Origin of the sequence: Neochlamydia sp. AcF65 (assembly GCF_018342435.1) — a bacterium.
GTDB lineage: Bacteria > Chlamydiota > Chlamydiia > Chlamydiales > Parachlamydiaceae > Neochlamydia.
On sequence record NZ_JAEMUE010000022.1, the window covers coordinates 1 to 26746 of the forward strand.

Here is a 26746-nt window from a genome sequence, read left to right on the forward strand (position 1 = left end):
GGATTACCGATGCTAGGCGAAATGCTACTTATGCACCTAATTATCTGAGAGGATTACTAGGTAAGGTGTTTATCAAATAATTCTCATCAAAATGCCCTGCTGACCATAGTGGGAATATAGCAGTACATTATTTAAACGAGTAATTAAAACTCTAGCCGTGCCATCTTAAATGTAAATTTCCTTAAATTTTATCTCTTCCAAATTAATAAGATTTGTTATATAATTTTTATTTATTATTTATTCACTTTTCTGCTTTTCTTTAAAATATTAATAAATGATGCATGCTATTTTATTTAACTAATTTCAATCTTAAACAAACCTTTTACTAGGCAGATCTCCGAAGAGCCAAAATAGGATAAGCTTATGAATCAGTTCTCATCAGATCCTCGCCGTATTCATCCCTTAATTTTTCCAGCTTTTGAAAATAAAGAAGAATATTCTAGTTACTCAACAAGAGATACCACAGCTTATAGAGATATTAGTTTTAAGATATTTAAAGAACTGGGGTTACAAGATCTATGTCAAGCCAAATTAGTCTGTAAGGAATGGAAATATTTAATTGAAGGTGGCTCTTTAGCTATAAAAGCTTATACTCTAGCTTTAAAACTTTTTATTCAAAAAGGCAATCCTATTAAGGAAGCTTTTTGCATAGAAAGGCTAGGTGATATTTATTTAGGCAAAGATAGTACTAAAGCATTGCTTCAAGCCGTAGGGCTATACAATTACTCCTTACGTATTTCTTCGGAAGATCAACAAAAGATTATCAAAGAAAAACTTTTTAATGCGCAGCGCCTACTTACTAGAATTTGTAGAGGAAAATCTTTAAGCAATGAATTAATAGAAAAACAATTTGAAGGTAATCGCGAAGTATTAAAAAATTTTAGAGAAGGAATAGAAAAGAAGATTCAGGTACTGCCCGAAAATCCCTCCCCTCAAGAAGTAAGAAAGCTTTATAGAGATATTGCAAAGGGTGTAAAAAGCTTTTTTAGCATTCTAGCTAACCAAGCCATTGATGTCTTAGGCGATGCACCTTGTGAGTATGCCATGATAGGCTTTGGCTCGTTAGCTAGAGAAGAGATGACTCCTTATTCTGATCTAGAATTTGGGGTTCTTATACAAGAAGATACTCTTATAAATAAAAAGTATTTTAGGAATTTTACAAATCTACTTCACTTGCAGGTTATCAACTTAGGCGAAACGATTCTTCCTGCATTGAACATTCCTTGCTTAAAAGCCATCCATTTTTTTGATGGTATTACGCCACGCGGCTTTGCTTTTGATGGTGCAGGAGTAGAAGGAAAAGGGTGTAAAACTCCTCTAGGCAATGGTAAAACATTTGAGCTTATCCAAACCCCTGAAAAGATGGCCCAATATATTGCTCAAGATGAAAATGGAGAGTGGTGGCATGAAAAAGAGCCTCATCTTCCTATGGAGCTATTAACCTTCACTCACTTGCTTGGCAACGAGGAGCTAACCGAGCAATATAGACAAAGTGTTCAACACAAACTCGCTACTCCTTATCAACAAGATTTTGATCTTCGTCAATACTTAGCTAAAAAGCATTTAATCCAGGCAGATATGATATCTTTTAATCCAAACCTGAATGATCTAAGAAGACAGGGTATGCTTTTTAGAGCTAAAGAGGACTTTTACCGTTTTCCTCATCTAGCTTTAGATCGCTTGGCTCTGTTTATAAAAGTGACTGCTTCAAATACCTTTTCCAGGCTTGCTCAGTTAAATGAGCAAGGGATTTTAACGGATGAGGCTACTGAAAAGCTAGAGGAGTGGATGAGCATAGCATTGCTTATGCGACTTAGAACCTATTCCTACTATCAATCGCAGAAAGAGATGATGAACCCTTTAATTAAACTCTTCGGATTTGAGGATCCAGCTCTTATTAAAAAGCAGTTTGCTTTGAATCCGAAATTATTAAAAAAAATAGAAAGGATTTACAGTATTTTTATTCCTTTCTATCAAGCTGTTCAAAAATTCCTATCTGGCGATGAGGAAGCTCTTAAGTTTTCCACTTTAAATGGTGATTTGCCTCAAATCCAAGGGGACATAGCTTTAAGATTATTTCAACAAGAAGAAGCAAAAAAGTGGTATATCTTAGCAAGACAGTCTACCCCACAAAATCCTGACATTATAAATATTTTAGGGCTTATCTACGAAGAGCAAGGTGACTTAAAGACTGCAGCTGATTATATCAATCAAGCACTTGCTACGGAGTGTGAACATGCGGAAAAAGATTACTTTAAGATGGCAAAGTTTTATAACAATCTGGCGCAAATCTATACTCAACAGGGGGAGTTAGAGCAGGCAGAGGAGTTTGTAAAGAAAGGGCTTGCCATTGGACTTAAGCCTAAGAAGGGAAATCTTGGTATTGTAGCAATGTCGTGTAACAAACTAAGCCAAATTAATCTTGCTCGAAGAAATTTAGAGCTGGCGATAGAATATACTAACACAGCGCTCGTTATACACTTGAATTTTCTTGGTAGAGATCATCCTGCTGTAGCAGTGGAATATAACAATTTGGGGGTATTCTACACAGAACAAAAAAATTTTGCGCTCGCAGAAATTTATACCATGAAAGCGCTCAATATTGACATTAAGCATTATGGCGAAAATCATCCTGCCGTGGCAAGAGATTATAACAATCTAGCTTGGGTCTACCTTGGCTTAAAAAAGCTAGAAAAGGCAGATGAGTATAGCAAGAGAGCCCTCAACATTAATCTCAAGTTGTTTGGTGACAATCATCCTACCGGAGCAGCTTATTATCATACGCAAGGTGTAATTTATAAGAACCAAAGGAATATGAGTCAGGCAGCTGAATATTGCGAGAAAGCTTTAGAAATGCAACTTAGGTTATCTGGTGAAAAAAATTTAAATGTAGCAATCATTTACACCAACTTAGGGGCGATTTATAAAGAACAAGGAAAGTCAAAACAGGCAGTAGAACGGACTAAGAAAGCGCTTTTTATCATTCACGGCCTGTTTGGTAGAAAGCATCCTAATGGGATAAAAATTTATTATAGTTTGGCGGAAATCTATATATCCCAAAATGAATTAAGATTGGCGGGTAAATACATTAAAAAAGCACTTAAAATTGAGATTCCACTTTTAGATAAAAATGATTATAGGTTGGCAAATTTTTACCACCTACTGGGGCAAGTCTATGGAAAACAAGGAAAACTTGGTCGGGCAGCTGAGCATGCTAAGAAAGCGCTTGAGATTAAGATTATGCATTCTGGTGAAAATAATTTAGAAGTTGCAAAAGATTATGATAAATTAGGAATGCTTTATCTTAAGCATGGAAATTTAGAATTGGCAGCAAAATGCTTTAAGAAAGAGATTAAAATTAATACGCTGCTTTTTGATGAAAATCATCATAAACTATCAATCCTTCATTATCAGCTGGGGCAAATTTATATAAAGCAAAGAAATCTTGATCAAGCAGCTGAACATATGAAGAAAGCTCTTGAAATTAAGATTATGCATTCTGGTGAAAACCATTATAAAGTAGCCATCCTTTACAATAATTTGGGAGCGATTTATTTAGCACTGGAAAAATTAGAATTGGCAATCCAATATGCCGAGAAAGCGATTAACATTAAGACCGCACTATTTTTTAAGGAAAAACATTTCTCTATTGTAATGATGTTTAGCGCCTTAAGAAAACTTTATAGAATGCCAGAAAAGATTGGAATTGGTAGCTAATTATGCTAAGAAAGCGCTTGAAATTAAAGCTTCATTCCATGAATAAAGAGCATCGCTTAAAAAAGCTAAAGCTAGCTAAAAAATGGATAAGTTTATGAATCAGCTTTCATCAGAGCATTTCCGTATTCACTCACTAATATTTCCTGCCTTTAAGAATGAAGAAGCACATGGTAGCTATTCTGCAAGAGATACTACTGCCTATAGAGAGATTAGCTTAAAGATATTCAAAGAATTAAGATTACAAGATCTATGTCAAGCCAAACTAGTCTGTAAGGAATGGAAACAACTAGTTGAAAGTAGCTTTTTAAGTGAAAAAGCCTATACCCAAGCCTTAAAGAGTACTGTTGAAAAGAAAGACCCTACTCAAGAAAGTTTTTGCATAGAAAAATTAGGCGATATTTATTTAAGAAAAGAAACGATAGAGACGCTTCTGCAAGCGGCGGGTCTTTACAATTATGCCTTACGCCTAGCTCCTCAAGAGCGGCAAAAAGTTCTTAAAGATAGACTTTCCCAAGTTCAAAATCTTCTTGTTAAACAATGTAAAGGTAGACCTTTTGATCCGGTGGTAGTAGAGAAACAATTTGAAAACAATCGTAAGGTATTGAAAAAATTCAGAGAAGAAATAGAGGAGAAAATACAAATTCTGCCAGAGAGTCCTTGTTCTCAAAAAGTGAGAGAGCTTTATGCTGAGATAGCTCGCCAGATAAAAATTTTCTTTGGGCAGCTTGCTATACAAGTTTTTGACCATTTAGGGCCTGCTCCATGTGAATACGCCATGATAGGCTTTGGTTCATTAGCTAGAGAAGAGATGACTCCTTATTCAGACCTAGAATTTGGTATCCTTATAGAAGAAGATACTTTAATAAATAGAGAATATTTCAAGTGTTTTACAATCCTTCTTCACTTGCAGGTTATCAACTTAGGAGAAACCATACTTCCTGCTTTAAACATTCCTTGCTTAAAAGCCATCAATTTTTTTGACGGGGTAACACCTAGGGGCTTTGCCTTTGATGGGGCAGGAGTAGAAGGAAAAGGCTGTAAAACTCCTTTAGGCAATGGTAAGACATTCGAGCTTATCCAAACTCCTGAACAAATGGCCCAATATGTGGGCAAAGATGAAAAGGGCCAGTGGTGGCATGAAAAAGAGCCTCACCTCCCTATGGAATTGCTAAACTTTACTCATCTGCTAGGGAATCGTGAATTAATTAAAACTTATAATAATAATATTCAAGAAATACTTAATATCTCTTATCAAGAAAGCCTCGACCTGCGTCAGTATTTGGCCAAGCAGCACCTTGTTCTAGCTGATATGAAAGCTTTTGACCCAGGAATGGGTGATTTAGACAGGCAGGGCATGCTTTTTAAGGTAAAAAATGATTTTTATCGTTTTCCTCATTTAGCTTTGGATAGGCTCGCTCTTCTTAAAAAAATAGAAGCTTTAGATACTTTTAATAGGATCGATAAGCTAAGTGAGCTAGAGATTATAACAAAAAGAGCCACTGAAAGGTTAAGGGAATGGATGAGCATAGCATTATTTATGCGCCTTAAGACTTATTCTTATCATCAGGCGCAACAAGAGGGAATGAATCCTCTCCTTAAACCTTTTGGATTTGAGGATTCAGATCTTATTGAAAAGCAGTTTACTTTAGATCATGAATCCTTAAAAAAGATAAAAAAAATTTATCGTATTTTTATTCCTTTCTATCAAGCCATCAAAGAATTTTTAGCAGGCAATGAAGACAAACTTAAATCTTCTGATTTGGAGGACAACTCACTTGAGACGCAAGGAGATATACTCCGCAGGCTTTTTCAACATAAAAAAGCAGAAAAAATTTATCAATTAGCAAAAAAAGCAAATCCGCAAAATTCGGAAGTTTTAAATGCTCTTGCATTCATTTACTATGAGCAAGGCAATTTAGAACAAGCGGCTAAGTATAGCGCTAAAGCGCTTGTTATTGACTTTAAGCATTATGGTGAAAACCATTTTATGGTAGCAAGCCATTATAACAACCTAGGGCAGATCTATCAAGCCCAAGGCTATTTAGACAAGGCGACTGAGTATAGCCGCAAAGCGCTTGCTATTGACCTTAAGCTTTTTGGAGAAAATCATTCCAGAGTTGCAATCGATTACAACAACTTAGGAGCAATCTACCAAGTCCAAGGCCATTTAGACAAAGCGTTTAAGTATAGCAGCAAAGCTCTTACCATTAACCTTAGGCTTTATGGTGAAAACCATTATATGGTAGCAACACGTTATAACAACCTGGGGCAAATCTATCAAGAACGAGGCCATTTAGACAAGGCGGCTAAGTATAGCAGCCAAACGCTTGCCATTAGCATTAAGCTTTTTGGTGAAATTCATCCCAAGGTGGCAATTTGCCACAGCAATCTAGGGCGAATCTACCAAGCCCAAGGCCATTTAGGCAAGGCAGCAGAGTTTAGCCGCAAAGCGCTTGCCATCAACCTTAAGTTTTTTGGTGAAAATCATCCCTGGGTGGCAGGAGATTACAATAACCTAGGACAAATCTATCAAGAACGAGGCCATTTAGACAAGGCGGCAGAGTATAGCACTAAAGCGCTTACCATTAGCGTTGAGCTTTTTGGTGAAAATCATCCCAAGGTGGCAATCTGTTACAATAACCTAGGACAAATCTGTAAAGATCGAGGTAAATTAGACACGGCGGTTGAGTATATTCACAAAGCGCTTACCATTAGCGTTGAGCTTTTTGGTGAAAATCATCCCAGGATGGCAATTTACCACAGCAATCTAGGGCAAATCTACCAAGTCCAAGGCAATTTAGGCAAGGCGACTGAGTATAGCCACAAAGCGCTTGCTATTGATCTTAAGCTTTTTGGTGAGAATCATCCTAGGATGGCAATTGATTACAGCAATCTAGGGCAAATCTACCAAGCCCAAGGCAATTTGGACAAGGCAGCAAAATATAGCCATAAAGCGCTTGCTATTGATCTTAAGCTTTTTGGTGAAAATCATCCCAAGGTGGCAATCTGTTACAATAACCTAGGACAAATCTATAAAGATCGAGGTAAATTAGACACGGCGGTTGAGTATAGTCACAAAGCGCTTGCTATTGATCTTAAGCTTTTTGGTGAAAATCATCCCACGGTGGCAATCTGTTACAATAACCTAGGGCAAATTTATAAAGATCAAGGCCATTTAGACAAGGCGGCAGAGTATAGCACTAAAGCGCTTACCATTAGCGTTGAGCTTTTTGGTGAAAATCATCCCAAGGTGGCAGGAGATTACAATAACCTAGGACAAATCTATCAAGCCCAAGGCAATTTAGACAAGGCGGTTGAGTATAGTCACAAAGCGCTTGCTATTAATCTTAAGCTTTTTGGTGAAAATCATCCCACGGTGGCAATCTGTTACAATAACCTAGGGCAAATCTACCAAGCCCAAGGCATTTTAGGCAAGGCGACTGAGTATAGCCGCAAAGCGCTTGTTATTGATCTTAAGCTTTTTGGTGAAAATCATCCCACGGTGGCAGGAGATTACAATAATCTAGGACAAATCTATCAAGCCCAAGGCAATTTAGACAAGGCGGCAGAGTATAGCGCTAAAGCGCTTGCTATTGATCTTAAGCTTTTTGATAAAAATCATCCCTCGGTGGCAGGAGATTACAATAACCTAGGACAAATTTATCAAGCCCAAGGCAATTTAGACAAGGCGGCAGAGTATAGCACTAAAGCGCTTACCATTAGCGTTGAGCTTTTTGGTGAAAATCATCCTAAGGTGGCAATTTGCCACAGCAATCTAGGGCAAATCTACCAAGCCCAAGGCATTTTAGGCAAGGCAGCAGAGTGTAGCCGCAAAGCGCTTGCCATTAACCTTAAGCTTTTTGGTGAAAATCATCCCATGGTGGCAATCTGTTACAATAACCTAGGACAAATCTATAAAGATCGAGGTAAATTAGACACGGCGGTTGAGTATAGTCACAAAGCGCTTGCTATTAATCTTAAGCTTTTTGGTGAAAATCATCCCAAGGTGGCAGGAGATTACAATAACCTAGGACAAATCTATCAAGCCCAAGGCAATTTAGACAAGGCGGCAGAGTATAGCGCTAAAGCGCTTGCTATTAATCTTAAGCTTTTTGGTGAAAATCATCCCTCGGTGGCAATCGATTACAGCAATCTAGGGCAAATCTACCAAGCTCAAGGCATTTTAGGCAAGGCAGCAGAGTGTAGCCGCAAAGCGATTGCCATTAACCTTAAGCTTTTTGGTGAAAATCATCCCAAGGTGGCAGGAGATTACAATAACCTAGGACAAATCTACCAAGCCCAAGGCAATTTAGGCAAGGCGGTAAAGTGTAGCTACAAAGCGCTTACTATTGATCTTAAGCTTTTTGGTGAAAATCATCCCTCGGTGGCAATCAATTACAGCAATCTAGGGCAAATCTATAAAGATCAAGGCAATTTAGACAAGGCGGCAGAGTATAGCGCTAAAGCGCTTGCCATTAACCTTAAGCTTTTTGGTGAAAATCATCCCTCGGTGGCAATCGATTACAGCAATCTAGGGCAAATCTACCAAGCTCAAGGTGTTTTAGGCAAGGCAGCAGAGTATAGCTACAAAGCGCTTGCTATTTATCTTAAGTTTTTTGATGAAAATCATCCTAGGATGGCAATTTGTTACGGCACTCTAGGAGGAATCTACAAAGAGCAAGGCGATTTAGGCAAGGCGGCAGAGTATAGCACTAAAGCGCTTACCATTAGCGTTAAGCTTTATGGTGAAAATCATCCAAACATAGCAAGTCTTTATAATAATCTAGGAGTTATCTATCAACAACAAGGCAATTTTGATAAGGCATTTGAACATATCAATAAGGCCTTAGAACTTGCCTACCGACTATATGGAAAAAATCATCCCACTGTACTAGCAGTTTGCAATAACCTAAAAGGCCTCTTCTTAGAGGTTTATTTAACACAGGCTAGGCAAAAATAGTTTTTTTGTAACTTTTAAGCCCTAATACTACAGTGGTAATAAAAAATATAGCATGCTATATTTTTTATTACCACTGTAGTATTAGAAGCATTTAAAGGGTTCAAAAACCATTAATGAGCTTGCTACAGAATATTCGGTACATCCAACTCAAATTTCTCAATGGAAAAAGCATCTCATAGAAGCTTTACCAGTACTTTTTAGCAGTATGAATAAAGTTAGTAAGACAGATCAAAAGTTGGTTGACAACCCTTATCAACAGATCGGTCGTTTAAAGGTTGAGTTAGATTGGCTTAAAAAAAACTATACTGACAAGGCTTGAAAAGCGCTCTTTAGTTGACCGTCAATCAAAAGAGATTTCAATAGAAAGACAATGCGTACTTCTTGGGATAGAACGATCTACCTATTATTACCATCCAAGAGAAGAAAGTGAGTTCAACCTTAAAATAATGCGCTTGATAGATGAAGAATATACCAGGCATCCTTTTTATGGATCTAGAAAGATGACTATTTGTTTGCATAATCAGGGTTTAAAAGTAGGTAGAAGGCGGATTAGTGGGCTTATGAGATTAATGGGTATTGAAGCCATCTATCAAAAACCGAACTTAAGTAAACCTAATGCTGAGCATCATATATACCCCTATTTATTGAGAGGCTTGCAGATAAATAAGTGTAATCAAGTATGGAGTACGGACATAACGTACATACCAACGAAGAAGGGATTTTTATATTTAACAGCGGTGATGGATTGGTATAGCAGATATGTTCTTTCTTGGCGCCTTTCAAATACGCTAGATGTTGATTTTTGTATTGAAGCTGTAAAAGAAGCATTTTTAAAAGGTATTCTAGAGATTTTTAATACAGATCAAGGATCACAATTTACAAGCAACAGGTTTGTAGATTTTGTTAGAGAAAAAAATATTGCTTTTAGCATGGATGGAAAAGGAAGAGCAACAGATAATATATTTGTAGAGCGTTTGTGGAGGTCAGTCAAGTATGAAGATGTATATCTGAAAGATTATCAAAACGGACTTGAGGTTTATCAAGGAATTACCAGATATTTTGAGTTTTATAATAAAAACCGTCCACATCAGTCTTTAGAATACAAGACCCCAGCGGAAGCATATGGTATAATAATTTATTAGGTGAAAATGAAAAAAGTAAGATAAAATAATAGGAGCAAAACCAACATGGTCATTGAAACTCCAAGCTACGTAAAATTTGAACTAAATTGTGGAAGAAGATGAATAATGTTGTATTGAACAAACCTTAAAAAGGTCAAGTTTCTTACTTAATTTTGCAAAAAACTGTCTAAACAACCGAAGCCACCACAGAATCACGGTTATACCTTTTTGAGCTACTTCTTATGCAACCCCGTACTTTATAAAATCCCTTGCGTTAAGTAAAAAGACAGCTTTTAGAGGATTGGATATGTATACGGAGTTTTTTTAACCATATTATCCAATGTACTAGAATAATTTTTAGGCTATCTTCCCCGCGTATTGAATTTGCCTTCATCCTATCAAACGATGAAGGTTGTTAGAATACCTTCTTTAGACCTAAGGAGAATCATAAACTATCACTTCTTGCTAATTTTTTCTCTTGAATTTCTTGCACGGTAGCATGGATGAGTTTTATCTCAAAATCGGCGTTTTGCTTTTCCTTAGAGGCGAAATCGGGACTGTTAGTAAGCGTACTAACGATTGGCTGAGGATAACCAGGCAAGTAAATAAATCTTTCCAGTGTGCCTGAGGTATTGCTTTGTGCATGCGTAGCCAGTCGCATGACTCCTTTACTCATGACTGAGCCTTTAGAGAAAAACCTAACATCTATTTTATTGGATTCATGCTGGGTTCTATTTTCATCATGAAATTCAATTAGCTGAATAGAGTGCAGAGGTTTTTCTTTATTTGTCATAAGCTCTAATAACTTATCATCTAGATTACCCTCTACTTTAAGGCTCATGAGGTTAGCTTGATTATTTTGAGCACTTTCGAAAATAACATGCACATCAGCATTCATGATCAACATTAAGTTTTGAGCAAGCCTTAAGTAATCTACGACTAGGTCTGTTTCGGTCTTAAAGCGCTGTTCACGTAAAGCTTTATGGACATTAAAGCCTATTACTCCCAAGGTCAGAGCTAAGATTGCCATTACCATTAGCAGCTCTAAAAGGGTGATAAAACGCTTTTGGACTCGCTTACTTTTTGAATAAGGTCGCATGGCTTCTTTTATATTCGTTATATTTATCCGAGGAGACATGGATGGCATTATTTTCAGAAGTCACTCTAAATTCGTGCCCCCAGCCATCTTTAATCAGATCGTCAGGATTTTTTACTAAAGGAGAGGCAATGATTACTTTCTTCCATTCAGAATCTAAGTGATCTAACAACGCAGGATCTTCAGCGGCACTCAAATTTAAAATTGTTTCAATTTTGTCGATTGCTGCTCGCGTTTTAAAAGCTTTGCCCTCATCTAAACTCCCACGGTAGTTGTAAGTAATGACCCCCGCTATTAAGGCAATCAAAAACATCACAATCATAATTTCGATTAGAGTAATATATCTTTTTTTTAACACATAGAATTTCATGAAACCTCCTTAGGATGCAATTACATAGTCAATGAACTTACGTCTGTTAAGGGAAGCAAAATAGCTAATAGCACGACACCAATAATAGTTCCCATCACAATTAATATCACCGGTTGTGCAAGTGCCATTACCCGGTCTAATGACTTTTCTATCTCATTTTCATATATATCTGCCACTTTATTAAACATGGCAGTCGCATTGCCTGATTCTTCCCCTACTGCTAGCATGCGAGGAACTAGCTTAGGGATGTAACGAGAGTGCATGAGTTCAGCACTTAGAGAACTTCCTTCAATAATCTTTCCTTCTGCCTTTTTTACCTCTTCTTCTAACACAATATTATGCATCACCTCACGCGAAATGCGCAAAGAGTTGATGACGGGCAGCCCTCCTTGTTGCAAAGTTCCCATCGTGCGGCAAAAGCGCGCTACACAGGTTTGAATAATGAGCGTTTTAAGCAAGGGAACTTTGATCATGTTACGTTCAAGCCAGAGCCTACCCTGGAGGCTCCGTAAGAAGTGAACAAGATAGATAATCCCCGTTAGGGCTGAAGGTAGAGCAATCCACCAGTAGCTTCTAAACCCTCGGCTCATGCCTAGTACAAATTCGGTAAAGCCATTTAATTGGCGATCGACAAAGATACCCTCAATTGAAGGAACAACAAACCCTAGCAACATAAGAATGATTAAAAATGAAAATACAGCAAGGATAGCAGGGTAGACCATCGCGGTAATGATTTGCTTCTTTAACTTATTTTGCTTTTGTAATAATTGGCTAAGTTTGTCCAGGACTATATCTAACGCTCCTACAGCTTCTCCAGCGGTGATCATTGAACAATAAAGTTGATCAAAGCTATCAGGAAAGTTACTCATGCTTTGTGAAAGCGATTGGCCAGCTTTGATCTGCTCGCAAAGACTTAAAATTACGCGATGGCAGGAATCTGTACGGTATTGCTCTTCTAAGGCTAATAAGCTTTCATAGAGAGGAACTCCTGCACTGACTAGCTGAGAGAGCTGTAAAGTAAAAGCTAAAAGAACATCACCTTTGAGGTTTTGCTTTTTAGAAATGGTTGTACGCAAGGCAAGTTTTTTTAACATAGTGCCTTGGCTGCGCAGTTTTTCCTTAGCTTCTTTTTCAGTTTGCGCTTCAATCAATCCGGTGCGTTTTTTACCCAACGGGTCAAGAGCTTCATAGCTATAGAGGGGCATAAAGTCTTAGCCCTCCTCAACGCCACGCGTGGTCCGTAAAACTTCAGCGACGGTGGTAATCCCTTGCTTAGTTAGAAGGCTGCCATGACTTAATAGACTCATCATGCCTGCATGTGAAGCCACCCTTCGGAGTTCTACCGCGTCAGGGCTTTTAACGATTTGCTGCTTGATGGCATGGTTGATAAGCATCAATTCATAAATACCGTGGCGTCCTTTGTATCCTGAACCATAACATGCCTGGCAGCCTGTACCATGGAAAAGATGTCCTTCCGATAAATCTTCTTTTTTTAAGCCTATATTTTGTATTTCTTGATCTGTAGGAGTATAAAAAGTTTTGCAATGGGGACATATTTTGCGTACAAGACGCTGGGCTAGTACGCCAATAATACAAGAGGAGAGCAAATAGGGCTCGATGCCCATATCGACAAGACGGGTGATGGCAGAAGGAGCATCATTGGTATGAAGGGTACTCAATACAAGATGGCCGGTAAGAGAAGCTTGAATAGCAATCTCTGCGGTTTCTTTATCGCGGATTTCGCCAATCATAATGATGTCTGGGTCTTGCCTTAAGATATGCCGTAAGCCTGTAGCGAAATCTAACTTGATTTTTGGATGGACTCCTATTTGAGCAATCCCTTTCAAATTATACTCTACGGGATCTTCAATCGTCATGATATTGGTTTCATCATTATACATCTCGCAAATAGCGCTATATAATGTTGTGGTTTTACCACTTCCGGTAGGCCCCGTCACAAGAATAATGCCTTCAGGAACGGCGATTAATTTTCTAAAGTCCTTATAGCAATTAGGGGGCATGCCAATTTTATCTAGCCCTAAAATGACATTGCCTTTATCAAGAATACGCATGACAATACGCTCTCCGCCAGATACAGGAACTGTGCTGACGCGAAAATCAATCTCGCGGCGTCCCATCTTTAGCTTGAGGCGTCCATCCTGAGGTAGCCTATGCTCAGCAATGTCGAGTCTAGACATCACCTTTATACGTGTGAGCAGCTGAGCTTGCTGATCAGGAGCAGGACTATGGCGCGCTTGTAAGACTCCATCGATGCGATATCTTACGCGTAAACCATTTTCAGAAGGCTCAAAATGGATATCAGAGGCGCCTTGTTGGATAGCTTCTGTTAAAATTAAGTTGATAACTTTGACGATAGGGGCTTGATGCTGGCTATTGTCTAGAAGGTCATATATTTCAATTTCAGCTTCTACCCGTTCATCACCGCGCGTGAGGTGAGCGAGCATCTCTGAAGCTTCGCCATGTTCTAAATTATAGCAATCATTGATCGAAGCAAGGATCACATCTTTAGAGCAATAAGCGGCTTTGATTGTCTTGTTGAGAATAAAACGGAGTTCTTCTAAAGCTTCAAGGTGTAAGGGATCTGCTATAACGACTAACACCCTCTCTTTATCTTCTTGAAGAGGAAGGATAAAATTTTTCTTAGCAAAAGTGTAAGGGATTTTTTTAATTAGTTCTTTAGGGATACGAAAGGAGGAAAGATCATTATAAATAACCATGCCAAATTGAAGAGCAAGATGGTGATTATGGTCATCATTTTGCTTGGGCGCTTCTTTTTTTGAATGCAGTTGGCCTGAGGTTATATATTTATCTTCCGTCATATTCTCCCAAAGGTAAAGGCTCGCAGCGCTCTTGTTCTCTTCCAAAGAGAAGCTGTACCGTGCCCCGTAATAAGCGATCTTTTTCAGCATTTTTTGCTTCTTCAAGGGCATACAAGAAAGAAGGAATATCTCCTGGACGGCGTGTGAGCTCGCGATAGCGATAAAGCTCAAGGTCTTCTTTGGGGTCGGCAACAATTTTGGGAGTAATACAGATAAACATCTCCACACTATTATCCGTCATTGCAGTCGAGCTAAAAAGCTTGCCTAGACCAGGAATTTCTCCTAAAAAAGGAATAGAGTCTTTAGCATCATCGGTAATTTTTCTTCTTAATCCCCCTAAAATAACCGTTTGGCCATCAAGGATGCGAACTTCATTGTTAATCACTCGCCTAGTTACATCAGGCTGCGAGGGATTAAGGCCACCATTAATTGTTTCAAAGACCAGATCTGTTTGAAGAGTAATAGAATCGCCTTCCTCTTCATGATCGTCAAAATTGCTATTAGGCTCTCCCCCTAATCCTTCGTGGCTCGTATGGATGATAGGAGTGATGTCAATTCTAATCCCGTAACGTGCACGAGCGAAGGTATTGTTAAGGGCAGTGGTGTTAGTGACAGGAGTAATGATAACTCCTGTATTAACAGTAATCTCATCTTCGATGGCGATATGGGCTTGCGTTTGATTTAAAGTCAATACTGAAGGGCTGGCGTTGATGGATATATCTTCTTGGGAAATTAAAAATTGATACACTGCATCATAGGCAGGAATCCTACTTGATTTTTTCCGGTTCATAAAAAAGGTGGTAATGCCTCTATTATCAGGCAAGACTTTATTAACGAGAGGTTGGAAAAAGTTGACGTTATAGTCTAAGCCAGTTGCATGAGCATTTAAAGCATCCGAGCCAATCTTTAATAAATTTAAGCCAATATTATCCTGATTGCTAATCCTTTTTTCAAAAAGAAGAATTTCGATCTGTACCATTTTTTTAGGAATGTCTAATTTTCTAATCAATTCCTTAAGCTTGGGAAGAAGCTCGGCTTCTACTACCATGACAATGGCTCCTGTTTTTGGATCCACTATAAAGTTGGTACGGCCCTCATTGGGATCGATAGCACGGTTGCTTTCCTCGTAAGGATCCGGATTAACGATGTAACGGTCATTTAAATAGTAGCCTCCCTCAAAAGCATTGAAAGGAGAGCCGCTATTTAATTCTTTTTTTCCATTCGAGGAAGCAGCAAGCTCAGGAGAAGATGATTCAGAGAAAGCTTGATTATCACTGCGCATGCCGGGACGTTGCTGAACCATCAAAGCATAGACTTTGAGAAGCATATCGGCCAATTTAAGAGGGTCAGAATGGCGTGTAGTGTACCAATGGATGACTTTTTCGCTAACTCCTCCCATATGGCTTTCTACTTCGCAAATAATTTTTTCCGCTCTTTTAATCTCTTCATTTGTTCCATAAAGAAAAAGGGCAGGAGCCGAGTTGCTAAGAGGAATAATACGCAGGCTGTTAGCTTCTACCGTCGAGCTGTTATATTCTGAGGAAAAGTTGTTGGCTACCTGTGAAAGATCTAAATGAGCTGATATTTTTTCATTTCTTTCAGAAATTTTTCCCAAGGAAGGAGAGGTTCCCGAGAGTTGATCGAAAACAGCGGAGAGTACTTTGCTCATCTCTTCAGCCGCAATACGTTTTAAAGGAATGAGCTTGTATTCTTTATCTCCCCGGTTGGCAGAGATAAAGTCATAGAGCTTGAGCAGTTCTTGAAGATCTATCTTAGGCGCTACCACTAAAATATCTTGACCAATCAGCTGTAGAACGGTAGTGGTAGGGTTGATAAATTTATCTAAAAAATGCCAAACACGTTTGATTTCGGCAACTTCAGGGGAAAGCATAAAAAGAACACGCGCTTCTGCAGGTAGAAGGTCTAAATCTTCTCGCTTATTAGTGAGCATCTTTAAATTCGATTTATCCTGCTTAAGAAAATAGAGTTGGCGCAGGTAAGCATTCAGCTGTTTAAAACCTATGCCGTTTTGTACAAGAATTAATTCCAACATTTCATCCCACGAGGCCCGGGGAATAGGGAGATTAGAATCCACACTTAATTTTACCATTGCAATCTCAGGGGAAAGCAAATAAACATAATTTTGAGAACCATAGTCGATAACAAGTTGTCCAATATTAGTGTCAGGTTGATGCCATAAAGAGTAACCTTCTGTAGATGCCATTTCAGCCGACAGTTGCTGCCATCCTTTTTGGGTATCTTGAATGCTTTGACGTAAGGTGTTAATCTGAGTTAAAAGCTTGTGGTAAGCCTCTTCAGGAGCATTTATGTTATAGAGCTTTTCCACTTCGGCATATAAATTGCGCAGCTGGCTTTGTTGCTCTTTCAGCTCATGATTGATATCCCTTAAATATTCTTGCATCTCTGGATGGAGATCATTACTGTTTTGCGTAAAACTAGCTTTTTTCTCAGCAATTGTTTGCCCCCATAAAGGTGATAATACCCTTGTTAAGAAAATAAAAATGCTTAATAAGAAAAAGCAAAAGAAATTGTTAGTTGTTTTCATAGCTATTCAAGGGTTCCAGAGTTTTTTCAGTTTCAAATCTTTTAGATATTATAGGGAGAGGTGGGGGAGAATTTAGATCCACAGGGGAAGAGCCTGACGGCAAAGAGTTATGGGATGGTAAGTCTTTTTCCTTTTCTTCTGCTTTTCTCCTACCTAAAAATGCAGAATTAATAGGAAGCTCCAAGGGCTTAGCTTCCGAGCGCGACGAATTATAAAGAGTTCCTACTAATAATTGTTGCTCATTTTTACGTTCGATACCCCCAAATATAAATAATATGCCCACCAATTTGCGGGATACATAGTCATCAACCTCTTGAGGCTTACTTATTTTTTTCCATCCGCTACTGGTTAAGATTAACCAGTCTTTAGGCTTTAATAAGATTCTTTTTTTACTAATTTCAAAAACAAATTGAGAATGAGTATGGGATCCTAAAAATTTAAAGTTTTGTAAGGCATTCTGAGGCATCCAAGGTTCAGAGGATTTTAGAAGATTAAGAGCTATTTTGGAACGCCCCTCTATATCCCAAAGCTCTAGCTGCATTAAACGATCATCAATTTTTTTGATAACTAATAACGGGTAACCTAAAGAATCCATCCCTGGATTGACAAGTTTCCATTGATCCTCTTTCCATATCAATGCATCCCCTAAGCCAACAAACAGTGAATAAACCCCTTCACCTTCGCCAAAATCAAGCCTTTGCTTACCCATGTTTAGGCTATGCTCGCTGCCTCCATGATCTTCTAAAAAACGATCAATACCATACCATCGTGCTTTTTGGCGGGCTAATAAGCTGCCGTCAACGCGCCATTTCCCTATTTCCCAGGGAACATGCACACGCACATATTCTTTCTTAGGCAAAGTAAACTCAGTGTAAGAGCAAGGTTCCTGAATAATCTGACCTTTATCATCTATCATATTGACTTTTATGCTAGCCCCTTGATCATTTGCTGTAGCTTGGAGCCAAAGAGGAGTCGGCAGATTGGCGGGGTTGAACATATATTGCGAAGGATTTGCCTGGCGATTATAAGAAATATATATTTTTTCTCCCGGGGAAATTGAGGAAACGGAAGGGTTTCCATTAAAAGCAAAATGAAGCAAGGGGAGAGTTTCTCTTGCATCGGGTCGATCATTTGTGCCGTAGTAAATTAGATGCTTACGTAAATCTGGCAACTGCATGGTGATAGGGGAGTGTTTTAGCTGAAAAATGGGCTGCTTGATTGCATCGTAAGCCTCTTGAGGTCGGCTGTAGCTGTTCCTTGGTAAATTTCTTTTTATATCAGTAAGCGTGTTGACTGGAATTTCAAGAGGACGAGCCCATTGATAGGCTAAAGCACTAGCCAACAGTGCTATAACTGTAAAAGCCATTACTACATTAACGCCAAAAAGCCATCTTTTTTCCATATAACACTTTGTAGTTACCAAGAAAGAATTATAACGGATCCCCCTCATTTTGATGGAGGAATTTTATTAGATTTATGAATTTTAGTAGGTTATATGAGAGAAAGAAAGATCGGTAGAAAATTTTAATGAAAAACCTTAAATATATCTTTACATAGTTTAAGAATTTCTTAGTAGAGGAATAGAGAAAGGAAAATTGATAGATAGATTTTAGCCTGTTTACATTTAAAAGCTTAAGAAGATTTGACTTGAAGCGTGGCTCTTGTAAAAGTTAATTTACCTTCTTTTATCAACTATTTTATTGAATATCTCTTGTAATCTAGTTTATAGTGACAAGCAAGTAATAATACTACCGAATAAGGGGGCTAAAATGAATGTTGGCGAAGAAAACAAAGATTCATCTCAAGAGAGTATCCGTGAAGTAGAGGCAGAGCATCTTAATAAGGGAGAGAAGAAAATACATGGTTTGATCGATTATGCTAAGACTAACACGAAAGATTCCATTGCTTATATTATTATGATTTTAGGCATTATTCTTTTGTTCTTTGAACAATTTACAGGAGGAATGCTAATAGGGATCATTTCAGGGCTTTATTACTCCCTAGAAATTCAAGATTTTTTTAGCCACTTTAATGAGTTTATTGATGAGCAAGGAATTGTGAGGGGAATTGTGCTAGGAGTGGTAGCTATAGCGCTGTTTATTTCTGCTCCAGGAATTTTTGTAGGGGCTATATTAGCGGTCATTGTAAAATATCTTTTTAGCCCTAGCAACGCTTAAATTTTTTAGCATGCACCTTACTTACTAAACCTATAACTCATGATTTAATTTTAAGAAGGATAAATTATTATGAGTTTTTTAGGTTTTTTCCTTTTCCGCACTGGCTAAAGTTCGTTGAAAGTTTATTAAAGAGAGTAAGGATCTGCATGTAAGCTTTTGCTTTCAAATCAAAAGTAAAGGTCGAATAAAGGATCAATAAGGTGAGTGTGACAAGAGATAAAGTTTTGTTTAACCCTTAAAAATTCTTTTAAGCTTCCTTGAATGCTTGCTAAAAACTATTCTTTTCAGTAATTTTCCATTAAATTGCTATATTTATTTGAGGCATCCATTCATGGCACATATAAAAATCACAAAAGGCTTAGATATCCCTCTAAGTGGGAAACCTAACGAGCATGCGCATTCTTTATCCTCCGCAAGCCAAGTAATTTCTTTGGATGCTCCCTCTACAGTTTCTCTTGATTTAAAACCTTTTGCCGACATGAAATTTAGGCTTCTTATTAAACAAGACGAAGCTGTCAAAATAGGGCAGCCTCTTGTAGAAGATAAGGGATGCCCGGGGAGAATGTTTGTTGCCCCTGCTTCAGGAGTTATTAAAGAGATGAGACGGGGGTATAAAAGGAGCTTACAAGAGATTATAATTAATGTAAGTGAAGACGAGCCTTTTGCCGAGTGTCCTGCTAAACCTCTTGAAGGAATGTCTAGAGAAAATCTTATAGAGTTAATGAAAGAGAAAGGTTTTTTTTCTAATATTCGTGTTAGGCCTTTTAATAATTTAGCCGATCCTCATAAGGCTCCGCGCTCTATTTTTGTCAAAGCGATTGAATCAGCTCCTTATAATCCGCCGGCAGAAATGCAAGTGCAAGGCTATGAAAATGAATTTCAGCTAGGCCTAAATGCCCTTGCAAAGTTAACTACAGGTACAGTCCATTTAATTTATCGCGCAGGCTCTACATATAAAGCTTTTATAGAAGCACACAATGTTCAGCAACATACGGCTGAAGGACCTCACCCTATTGGCAATGTGTCGGTGCATATCCAAGCTTTAGATCCTATCAAGAGAGCTGATGATATTGTATGGGTAGTTAATGCCCAGCAGGTGGTAGCCTTAGGATATTTTTTAGCCCATGGCCATTATTATATCGAACGTGTCATCAGTATAGCGGGGCCCGGTATTCTACCTGGCCGCACAGGATACTTTAAAGTGCAAACAGGCTATCCCATCGCTTCTTTGTTAGCCGGACGCCTACAACCAGGTTGCCAGCGTTTGATTTCAGGAGATCCTTTAACAGGACGCAAGGTAGAAGAAACCGATTTTTTAGGCAGCGAAGATTATACCTGCTGTGTATTTCCTGAAAATAACTCGCGAGAGTTTCTTCATTTTTTTAGATTAGGGATAAATAAATATTCTTTTAGCAAAGGCTATCTTTCCGGGCATTTAGCTAGATTTAAGAAAGACTATAACTTTACAACCAATCAGCACGGCGAGCAGCGCGCCTTCATTGATGCTACCCTTTATGACCAAGTTCAACCTTTAGCTATACCCACTATGCTATTAGTGAAAGCAGTCATGGCAGAAGATTATGAATTAGCAGAATCTTTAGGGTTGTTAGAGGTCTGTGGAGAGGATTTTGCTTTACCCTCCTTTGTAGACCCTTCTAAAATAGAAATGGGAGAAATTATAGAGCAAGGCTTAAAACGCTATGCAAGCGAGGTTTTAACTTAACGTAAAACTGTCTACAAGCTCCAAATTTATACCCTCGCAGATCTTTGTAAGGACCGAAAATAGGCTTAAGCATTTTTCTAGCCCTGTTATTAAACTTTCGGCATCCTTTTTTAGTGCCAGCTCTCAAATGGTGTGTTTATAGATACCTTTAAAGTGTCTACACAAATATGCTCTTCATGCTTCTCAACCTTTTTGCTTTATCTTATTAAGCTATTACCTTCTTATTGTTTTAATTGACAGATCAGGGAGGGTGGTAGCGTTCTTTCGTTTATCTTCAACTTAAATCAATAGTGCCATTTGCCAGCAAAAAAGCAATGGGAATATAAGGCAAACGCTCTCTTTAAAAAATTATTATAAAGTTGTTAGGGGCTGGATTGCCGGGTACCTTCATGATCTAATTTCTTCCTCTATAGCTTAATTCTTAAGTATCTAGATCTGTTTTTAAAGAGTTGGAGGGGGGATGAGGTAATAGGTCAAACGGGCTTTCTAATGGCACAAGTTTTTGCTTCTTTTCTTATAATTTTTAACTCCAAAATTATTTTTCTTTAATACTAGATCATGCATTCCCTACTTAAATATTAAGTTGCTGACTTTCAAAAACATAAAAAACATTCCTTAAATTTAATTTCCGTATTTTTATCATTCGACGGTCTAAAAAAATCACTAAGAAAAAATAGGCTAGAAAAAAAGATTTTTCTTTTCCTATTTCATTGATTGCCTATGTTCACTTAAAGATTTTTATCAGTCTAATTAAGAGTTGTTTATAAACGTATCGCTTTTTCTAAATGTAACAACCTTAAGACTAGAGCTAAGAGGGTGGCTTAATTTTAATTTGCTAACATTTCAGCAATTTATCCCTCAGCATCTTTACGTCCTTCCCTATCTTTTTCTCTTGCTTGTAACAAACAAGTTGGTTTTCCCATCTTGGCACAGGAATTGCAAGAAAGGTACTGCTTTAAATTCATAATCATTCAAGGAGAATAACATTATGGAACCAGATCTTTCTTTCAATGCAAGAAACCATTTAACCAATCACCTACTCAATTTTACTGCGGTAGCAAGTAATCTTTCGGAGGAAAGCCAGGCCTCAGATTCTCTCCCGGCTCAAGTTATGGAGGCTAAAGTCATCATGATTGGCGAAATTCATGGGCAAGCAACGGAACAGATAGGCAAGCTTGTAAATGCGGTAGCTTCTCAATATTTAAGTGAAAATAACGGTAAGATTAAGCTTTTAGTAGAAGGAGATATAAACATAAGAGCAGAGTACATAGCCTCATTACCTAGTGCTTATCGGGAGCATATCTACATCTCATCGTGGGATACAGATGCCTCAAAAGCAGTAATAGAGTCTTTCTATAATAAAGTTGTTAGTCGTCTTCATATAAAGTTGTGCCATGCCTTTATTGCCTATTTATCTGATTCTTCTACAAGCAACAGGAGAGAAATTGGAAATATTTTGAAGAATCTAACATCTGCGCAGATACCTGAATGGATAGAAGATAATAACCATCCATCATTACGTTCAAGTGTAGAAAGCAATTTAGATGACTTAAAGATTCATCTACAAGAACTTCAATCTCATATCAATCAAAAGGAAGCCTCCTTAAGCTTTTTAACATCTTTAAAGATTTATTTAGATACGTTTTATAGTATGATAAGAGAAATAACAATACAACCGATTCTTGAGCGTAATAGGGGAATGGTAGAAAATATTCAGCAAAGTTTAAGCTCTGCTGACAAAATTATAGTTATTGCAGGCAAGGCTCATCTTTTTGGCAGTGATGCTTTTTCCGAAACAGAAAAGGTTTTTATCAAAGAGGGCATTCAAATGGTGAGGGAAAGCTTATCACAACCAGAAACTCCCTATATAATCCTGGATGCACCTTCATTAAATACTTTTACTGAAACAGAAGAGCACATTCAGACTCAACCTGTCCCTCCTGAATGGCTGAATGATTCTGTACCATCCGATGCTGATAAGGGGGAATCGCAAGCGAGCAATAAAACAGAAGATCTCTCCCTCACAGAGATTATTTCTCATGCCTCTAGTTCTTCGGTAGCTGCTGCAGAGTCTGAAGAATCTCAGAAAGAAGAGATACAAGCTAGCAAAGCTTCAGCAGAAAGCGGCCAAGATGCCATCTATCAAGCACTTAACATAAATATTGAGCAGATACAAGCAGTAGGTAACAGAGAATATTTAGCTTTACAATTTAAAGGAAGTTTTGATGCAATATGGGGAGAGATAGAAAGGAAAAAATATATCGCTATGGAAGATGACATCATGTTGGCTAAACTTTTAACTGTTACTATAAACAGATTGCTCGAATTGAAATAAAGCCAAGCTCTTTAAGAGAGGAAAAGAAGGGACTAAAGTAAACTTTTGATAAGATTTTTGTCTTACTTGTTTAAACTCTATCTAGATAATTTTTTTGAAAAAGGAAAGCTTGAGTGCTGCAAAATATGGAGATAGTAGAATGGAAGATGAAGTATAAACTATTTTGTGCCTTTTCCAAAAGTTTTTATCATAGAATGCTTTCTCTCAACTATTCAAGATACGGCGACTTAATCGGCGGGTTGCAAAATAGCTTTTTTCTTAAGGTCCCTTATCGGGTTAATATATCTCAAAATGTTTTTAATATAGGTTTTTCCATAAGGCCTTGTTTTTGGCTAAATTTTCCATTGATGGCATGTCAGTTCAACTTCTAAGAGGTCGAAAACTTGCAAAAAAGAAAAAATATGCAATAGCAGATCATCGGGCATCTATAAAGCCAAAAGTGCTTGCAAATAGCTGTTTTTTCTCTTTACTGCTCTTATTAATTTACATTTGTACCTTAGCATCAAAAGCTTAAGCAATGTTAACCCTCATGACCGCTTACTAAATTATTACCAACGGCAAACTCTGTTTCACTGCCTTTGCAGCGTAATTTGCTTTTAAAGGTAAGATTAAGAATATATTATTCTCTTCATGTATTTTACAGGTTTCATGGCAGACCTATAAATTTTGCTAATTCAAGGTTATGCACATGTTTTATGGACCCTAAGAATGCCATTAATTTTTCGTGTTCACGCTTTGTTCGATGGGCTACAAAATAGCTCTCTTTGTAAGGCTTCTCATCAACCCAGCATTTTTCAAAATGCTTTCGACAAAGATCCTTCCATAAAGTCTCGTCGTGGGCCAAATTTTTCCATTGATGGCATGTTAGTTCAACTTCTAAGAGGTCGAAAGCTTGCAGAAAAGAAAAAATATGCAGTAGCAGCTCATTTGGCAGTTGTTTTATAGATGTAATAGTAGAATCATTGGGGGAAATAGTTATCCCATTTTTATGGCTATCAGCATTTGTCAATGTATTTACCATCTTTTCTCCTTGATTATCATGTTTAAAGAACGTTTTGTATAAACTATTAGCGGTTGCAAACTCCACTTTACTCTTGTTTGTAGGTTGGCTTGCTTTCAAAAATAAGATTAAGAATTTATTATTTCCATTATGTATTTTATAGGTTTCATGGCAGACCTATACCCATATATCTTCCTAGCTCAAAGTTTCTCTCCACGTGTTTTAAGGACCCTAAGAATGCCATGGTTTTTTCATATTCACGCTTTCCGTGAAGAGTGATAAAATAACTTTTTTTGTTAGATTTCCCCTCACGCCAATATATTTTAAGATGCTTTTGATATAGGTTTTTCCATAAGGTTTTGTCCTCGGCCAAATTTTTCCATCGATGGCATGTTAGTTCAACTTCTAAGAGGTCGAAAGCTTTTAAAAAAGAAAAAATATGCAATAGCAGCTCATCGGGCAGCTGTTTTATAGATGTAACGGTAGAATCATTGGGGGAAATAGTTATCCCATTTTTATGACTATTAGCATTTGTCAATGTATTTACCATCTTATCTCCTTGATTATCATATTTAAAGAACGTTTTGTATAAAATATGTAAGCGGCCAAGGGGTATACCTAGCTTTAGATGTGAGCCTGCGGGCATCTGTAAATTCAAAAATGCTTGCAAATAGCTGTTTTTTCTATTTACCGCACTTATTGCTTTACGTTATTGCCTTAGCATCAAAAGCATTAAGCAATGCTAACCCTCGTGACCGCTTACTAAATTATTACCAACGACAAACTTTGCTTCACTGCCTTTGCAGCGTGATTTGCTTTGAAGGTAAGATTAAGAATTTATTATTCTCCTCATGCATTTTACAGATTTCATGGCAGACCTATGTATTTTGCTAACTCAAAATTTCGCTCCACATGTTTTAAGGACCGAAAAATTTCATCAATTTTTTTATTTCTTTGCTCTACTCGATGGGCTGCAAAATAGCTTTCTTTGTAGGGTCCCTCATCGGGCAAATCTGTTTCATAATTCTTTTGATATAAATTTTTCCATAAAGTCTCGTCGTGGGCCAAATTTTTCCATTGATGGCATGTCAGTTCAACTTCTAAGAGGTCGAAAGCTTGCAAAAAAGAAAAAATATGCACTAGCAGCTCATCGGGCAGCTGTTTTATAGATGTAACAGCAGAATCATTGGGGGAAATAGTCGTCCCATTTTTATGGTTATCAGCATTTGTCAATGTATTTACCATTTTCTCTCCTTGATTATCATATTTAAAGAACGTTTTTTATAAACTATTAGCGGTTGCAAACTCCGCTTTACTCTTGTTTGTAGGTTGGCTTGCTTTCAAAAATAAGATTAAGAATTTATTATTCTGATCATATGTTTTACAGGTCTCACGGCAGACCTATATATTTTGCTAACTCAAAATTTCGCTCCACCTTTTTTAAAGATCCTAAGAATGCCATTAATTTTTCGTGTTCACGCTTTGTTCGATGGGCTACAAAATAGCTCTCTTTGTAAGGCTTCTCATCAACCCAGCATTTTTCAAAATGCTTTCGACAAAGATCCTTCCATAAAGTCTCGTCGTGGGCCAAATTTTTCCATTGATGGCATGTTAGTTCAACTTCTAAGAGGTCGAAAGCTTGCAGAAAAGAAAAAATATGCAGTAGCAGCTCATTTGGCAGTTGTTTTATAGATGTAATAGTAGAATCATTGGGGGAAATAGTTATCCCATTTTTATGGCTATCAGCATTTGTCAATGTATTTACCATCTTTTCTCCTTGATTATCATGTTTAAAGAACGTTGTGTATAAACTATTAGCGGTTGCAAACTCCACTTTACTAAGGAGATCGAGTGCTTACAGAAAAGATGGGCAATAGCAGCTCATCGGGCAGCTGTCTTATGGAGATAACAGTAAATTTAGTAAGGGAAAATAATAAGCCTATTTGTATGGTTGCCAGCATGTGGAGTTAAGAACCTGTTGTTGTTTTTTAATTAAACTGATTATTATTTTTGTTTTTTATTTTTTAAGTCAATGTATTTTTGTTTAAAATTTAAATAATTTGATGCTTTTTTATAATACGCTTAATAATCTCGTCTCTTAAAGGATGATTTGCCTCTTTTTTGTAGTCTTCTTCCTCTTCTAAGAAGGACTCTCCAGCATCTATGGCCTGAATGTACAATGATCGGTAGGAAGCTTATTTATTATAACGTCCATCTATGTAAGTGTTTTTATACCTTTTGGTAGTTTGTGATACATTTATATTGGGTATTAGTTCATCGACTTTACTGCTTTTTTTATCAGTTTACTTAAAAATAATTTTATGTGTATCTGGGCACAGGCTTAAGTGAATCTTTCTCCATGTCCTACGCTTAGTTTTGGCATGCTCGTACGCTTTCCATTCCCCTTCGCCCTAAACCTTTACTCTAGGCGAATCGAAGGTTATCTCTTTTGTACGCTTACGACTTAACTTCTCCAAGTTTTTGCTCAAGTAGTTTAGCCCGCCTGTAGAGAGGGGTATAACAAGGAATGGGCAGCCACCACGGTAGCAAAGCAATCAATAACAATAAAAATTCTTGTTGAGCTTGGAAGAAGTAAATGCTAGTAGCATTATCCATCAACGTGCATAGGATAGCGTTATTAAGATAGGCCTTATCTTCGCTGTGCTTTCATTTCCCCCCTCTTTTAATAACTCTATCTCTAGGATTATTAAGTTATGCTCCCTCTTAACCAAAGCTGCATTATACTTGGGCTAACTGCATAGGTGGTAGGTGAGCTTTTTTGCACATTATCTGCCTTAAGTTTTGTGAGCTAGCAGACTAAACTTTATAGCTTTCAAGCGT

Annotated in this window: 18 protein-coding genes; 6 read left to right on the top strand and 12 right to left on the bottom strand. The window is 37.6% G+C overall.

Annotated elements, in window-relative coordinates:
• Window positions 1-363: 363 nt before the first annotated feature.
• From NEOC65_RS01925 to NEOC65_RS01935, 3 genes are all read left to right on the top strand, one after another.
• The gene (locus NEOC65_RS01925; protein ID WP_213155552.1) at window positions 364-3717 is read left to right on the top strand and encodes a tetratricopeptide repeat protein; all 3354 of its coding nucleotides are present in this window, start codon (window positions 364-366) and stop codon (window positions 3715-3717) included.
• 94 nt (window positions 3718-3811) lie between these two features.
• Complete coding sequence (locus NEOC65_RS01930; protein WP_213155553.1) at window positions 3812-8677, top strand: tetratricopeptide repeat protein; 4866 nt, start codon at window positions 3812-3814, stop codon at window positions 8675-8677.
• A 359-nt stretch (window positions 8678-9036) separates the two neighbouring features.
• Complete coding sequence (locus NEOC65_RS01935) at window positions 9037-9819, top strand: IS3 family transposase (RefSeq protein WP_502710347.1); 783 nt, start codon at window positions 9037-9039, stop codon at window positions 9817-9819.
• 424 nt (window positions 9820-10243) lie between these two features.
• Here NEOC65_RS01935 and NEOC65_RS01940 read toward each other — a convergent pair whose 3' ends face one another.
• From NEOC65_RS01940 to NEOC65_RS01965, 6 genes are all read right to left on the bottom strand, one after another.
• Window positions 10244-10897, bottom strand: coding sequence for a pilus assembly FimT family protein (locus NEOC65_RS01940; RefSeq protein WP_213155554.1), 654 nt, complete (start codon window positions 10895-10897; stop codon window positions 10244-10246).
• On the bottom strand, window positions 10875-11264 hold the full coding sequence (locus NEOC65_RS01945; RefSeq protein ID WP_213155555.1) for a type II secretion system protein: 390 nt from the start codon (window positions 11262-11264) through the stop codon (window positions 10875-10877). The genes NEOC65_RS01940 and NEOC65_RS01945 overlap by 23 nt, the downstream gene beginning before the upstream one ends.
• A 20-nt stretch (window positions 11265-11284) precedes the next feature.
• Window positions 11285-12469 carry a type II secretion system F family protein gene (locus NEOC65_RS01950; protein ID WP_213155556.1) on the bottom strand — a complete coding sequence of 395 codons (1185 nt, stop codon included), beginning with the start codon at window positions 12467-12469 and terminating at the stop codon, window positions 11285-11287.
• Window positions 12470-12475: 6 nt separating this feature from the next.
• On the bottom strand, window positions 12476-14002 hold the full coding sequence (gene gspE, locus NEOC65_RS01955) for a type II secretion system ATPase GspE (RefSeq protein ID WP_502710348.1): 1527 nt from the start codon (window positions 14000-14002) through the stop codon (window positions 12476-12478).
• An 88-nt stretch (window positions 14003-14090) separates the two neighbouring features.
• Window positions 14091-16670 (bottom strand): type II secretion system protein GspD, encoded by a 2580-nt coding sequence (locus tag NEOC65_RS01960; RefSeq protein WP_213155558.1) that lies wholly within the window; start codon window positions 16668-16670, stop codon window positions 14091-14093.
• Complete coding sequence (locus NEOC65_RS01965) at window positions 16657-18072, bottom strand: hypothetical protein (protein WP_213155559.1); 1416 nt, start codon at window positions 18070-18072, stop codon at window positions 16657-16659. Before NEOC65_RS01965 ends, NEOC65_RS01960 begins: the two co-directional genes overlap by 14 nt.
• A gap of 367 nt (window positions 18073-18439) precedes the next feature.
• Between NEOC65_RS01965 and NEOC65_RS01970 the strand changes: the two genes are divergently transcribed.
• The 3 genes from NEOC65_RS01970 (at window position 18440) to NEOC65_RS01980 (ending at window position 22905) form a co-directional block, all read left to right on the top strand.
• Window positions 18440-18847 (top strand): hypothetical protein, encoded by a 408-nt coding sequence (locus NEOC65_RS01970; RefSeq protein ID WP_213155560.1) that lies wholly within the window; start codon window positions 18440-18442, stop codon window positions 18845-18847.
• Between the two features lie 331 nt (window positions 18848-19178).
• Window positions 19179-20570 carry a Na(+)-translocating NADH-quinone reductase subunit A gene (locus NEOC65_RS01975; protein ID WP_213155561.1) on the top strand — a complete coding sequence of 464 codons (1392 nt, stop codon included), beginning with the start codon at window positions 19179-19181 and terminating at the stop codon, window positions 20568-20570.
• 988 nt (window positions 20571-21558) lie between these two features.
• Complete coding sequence (locus NEOC65_RS01980) at window positions 21559-22905, top strand: hypothetical protein (protein ID WP_166156347.1); 1347 nt, start codon at window positions 21559-21561, stop codon at window positions 22903-22905.
• Between the two features lie 332 nt (window positions 22906-23237).
• Here the strand turns inward: NEOC65_RS01980 and NEOC65_RS09915 are convergent, their stop codons facing one another.
• From NEOC65_RS09915 to NEOC65_RS02010, 6 genes are all read right to left on the bottom strand, one after another.
• Window positions 23238-23330 carry an F-box-like domain-containing protein gene (locus NEOC65_RS09915; RefSeq protein ID WP_166156344.1) on the bottom strand — a complete coding sequence of 31 codons (93 nt, stop codon included), beginning with the start codon at window positions 23328-23330 and terminating at the stop codon, window positions 23238-23240.
• Between the two features lie 221 nt (window positions 23331-23551).
• A complete protein-coding gene (locus NEOC65_RS01990) occupies window positions 23552-23926 on the bottom strand; it encodes an F-box protein (RefSeq protein ID WP_166156341.1) in 375 nt (124 codons plus the stop codon).
• 145 nt (window positions 23927-24071) lie between these two features.
• The gene (locus tag NEOC65_RS01995; RefSeq protein WP_166156338.1) at window positions 24072-24455 is read right to left on the bottom strand and encodes an F-box protein; all 384 of its coding nucleotides are present in this window, start codon (window positions 24453-24455) and stop codon (window positions 24072-24074) included.
• A 317-nt stretch (window positions 24456-24772) separates the two neighbouring features.
• Window positions 24773-25150 (bottom strand): F-box protein, encoded by a 378-nt coding sequence (locus tag NEOC65_RS02000; RefSeq protein ID WP_166156335.1) that lies wholly within the window; start codon window positions 25148-25150, stop codon window positions 24773-24775.
• Window positions 25151-25295: 145 nt separating this feature from the next.
• The gene (locus NEOC65_RS02005) at window positions 25296-25673 is read right to left on the bottom strand and encodes an F-box protein (RefSeq protein ID WP_166156332.1); all 378 of its coding nucleotides are present in this window, start codon (window positions 25671-25673) and stop codon (window positions 25296-25298) included.
• A 689-nt stretch (window positions 25674-26362) separates the two neighbouring features.
• Window positions 26363-26521: a hypothetical protein gene (locus tag NEOC65_RS02010; protein ID WP_213150964.1), complete on the bottom strand. Its 159-nt coding sequence runs from the start codon at window positions 26519-26521 to the stop codon at window positions 26363-26365.
• Window positions 26522-26746 lie beyond the last annotated feature (225 nt).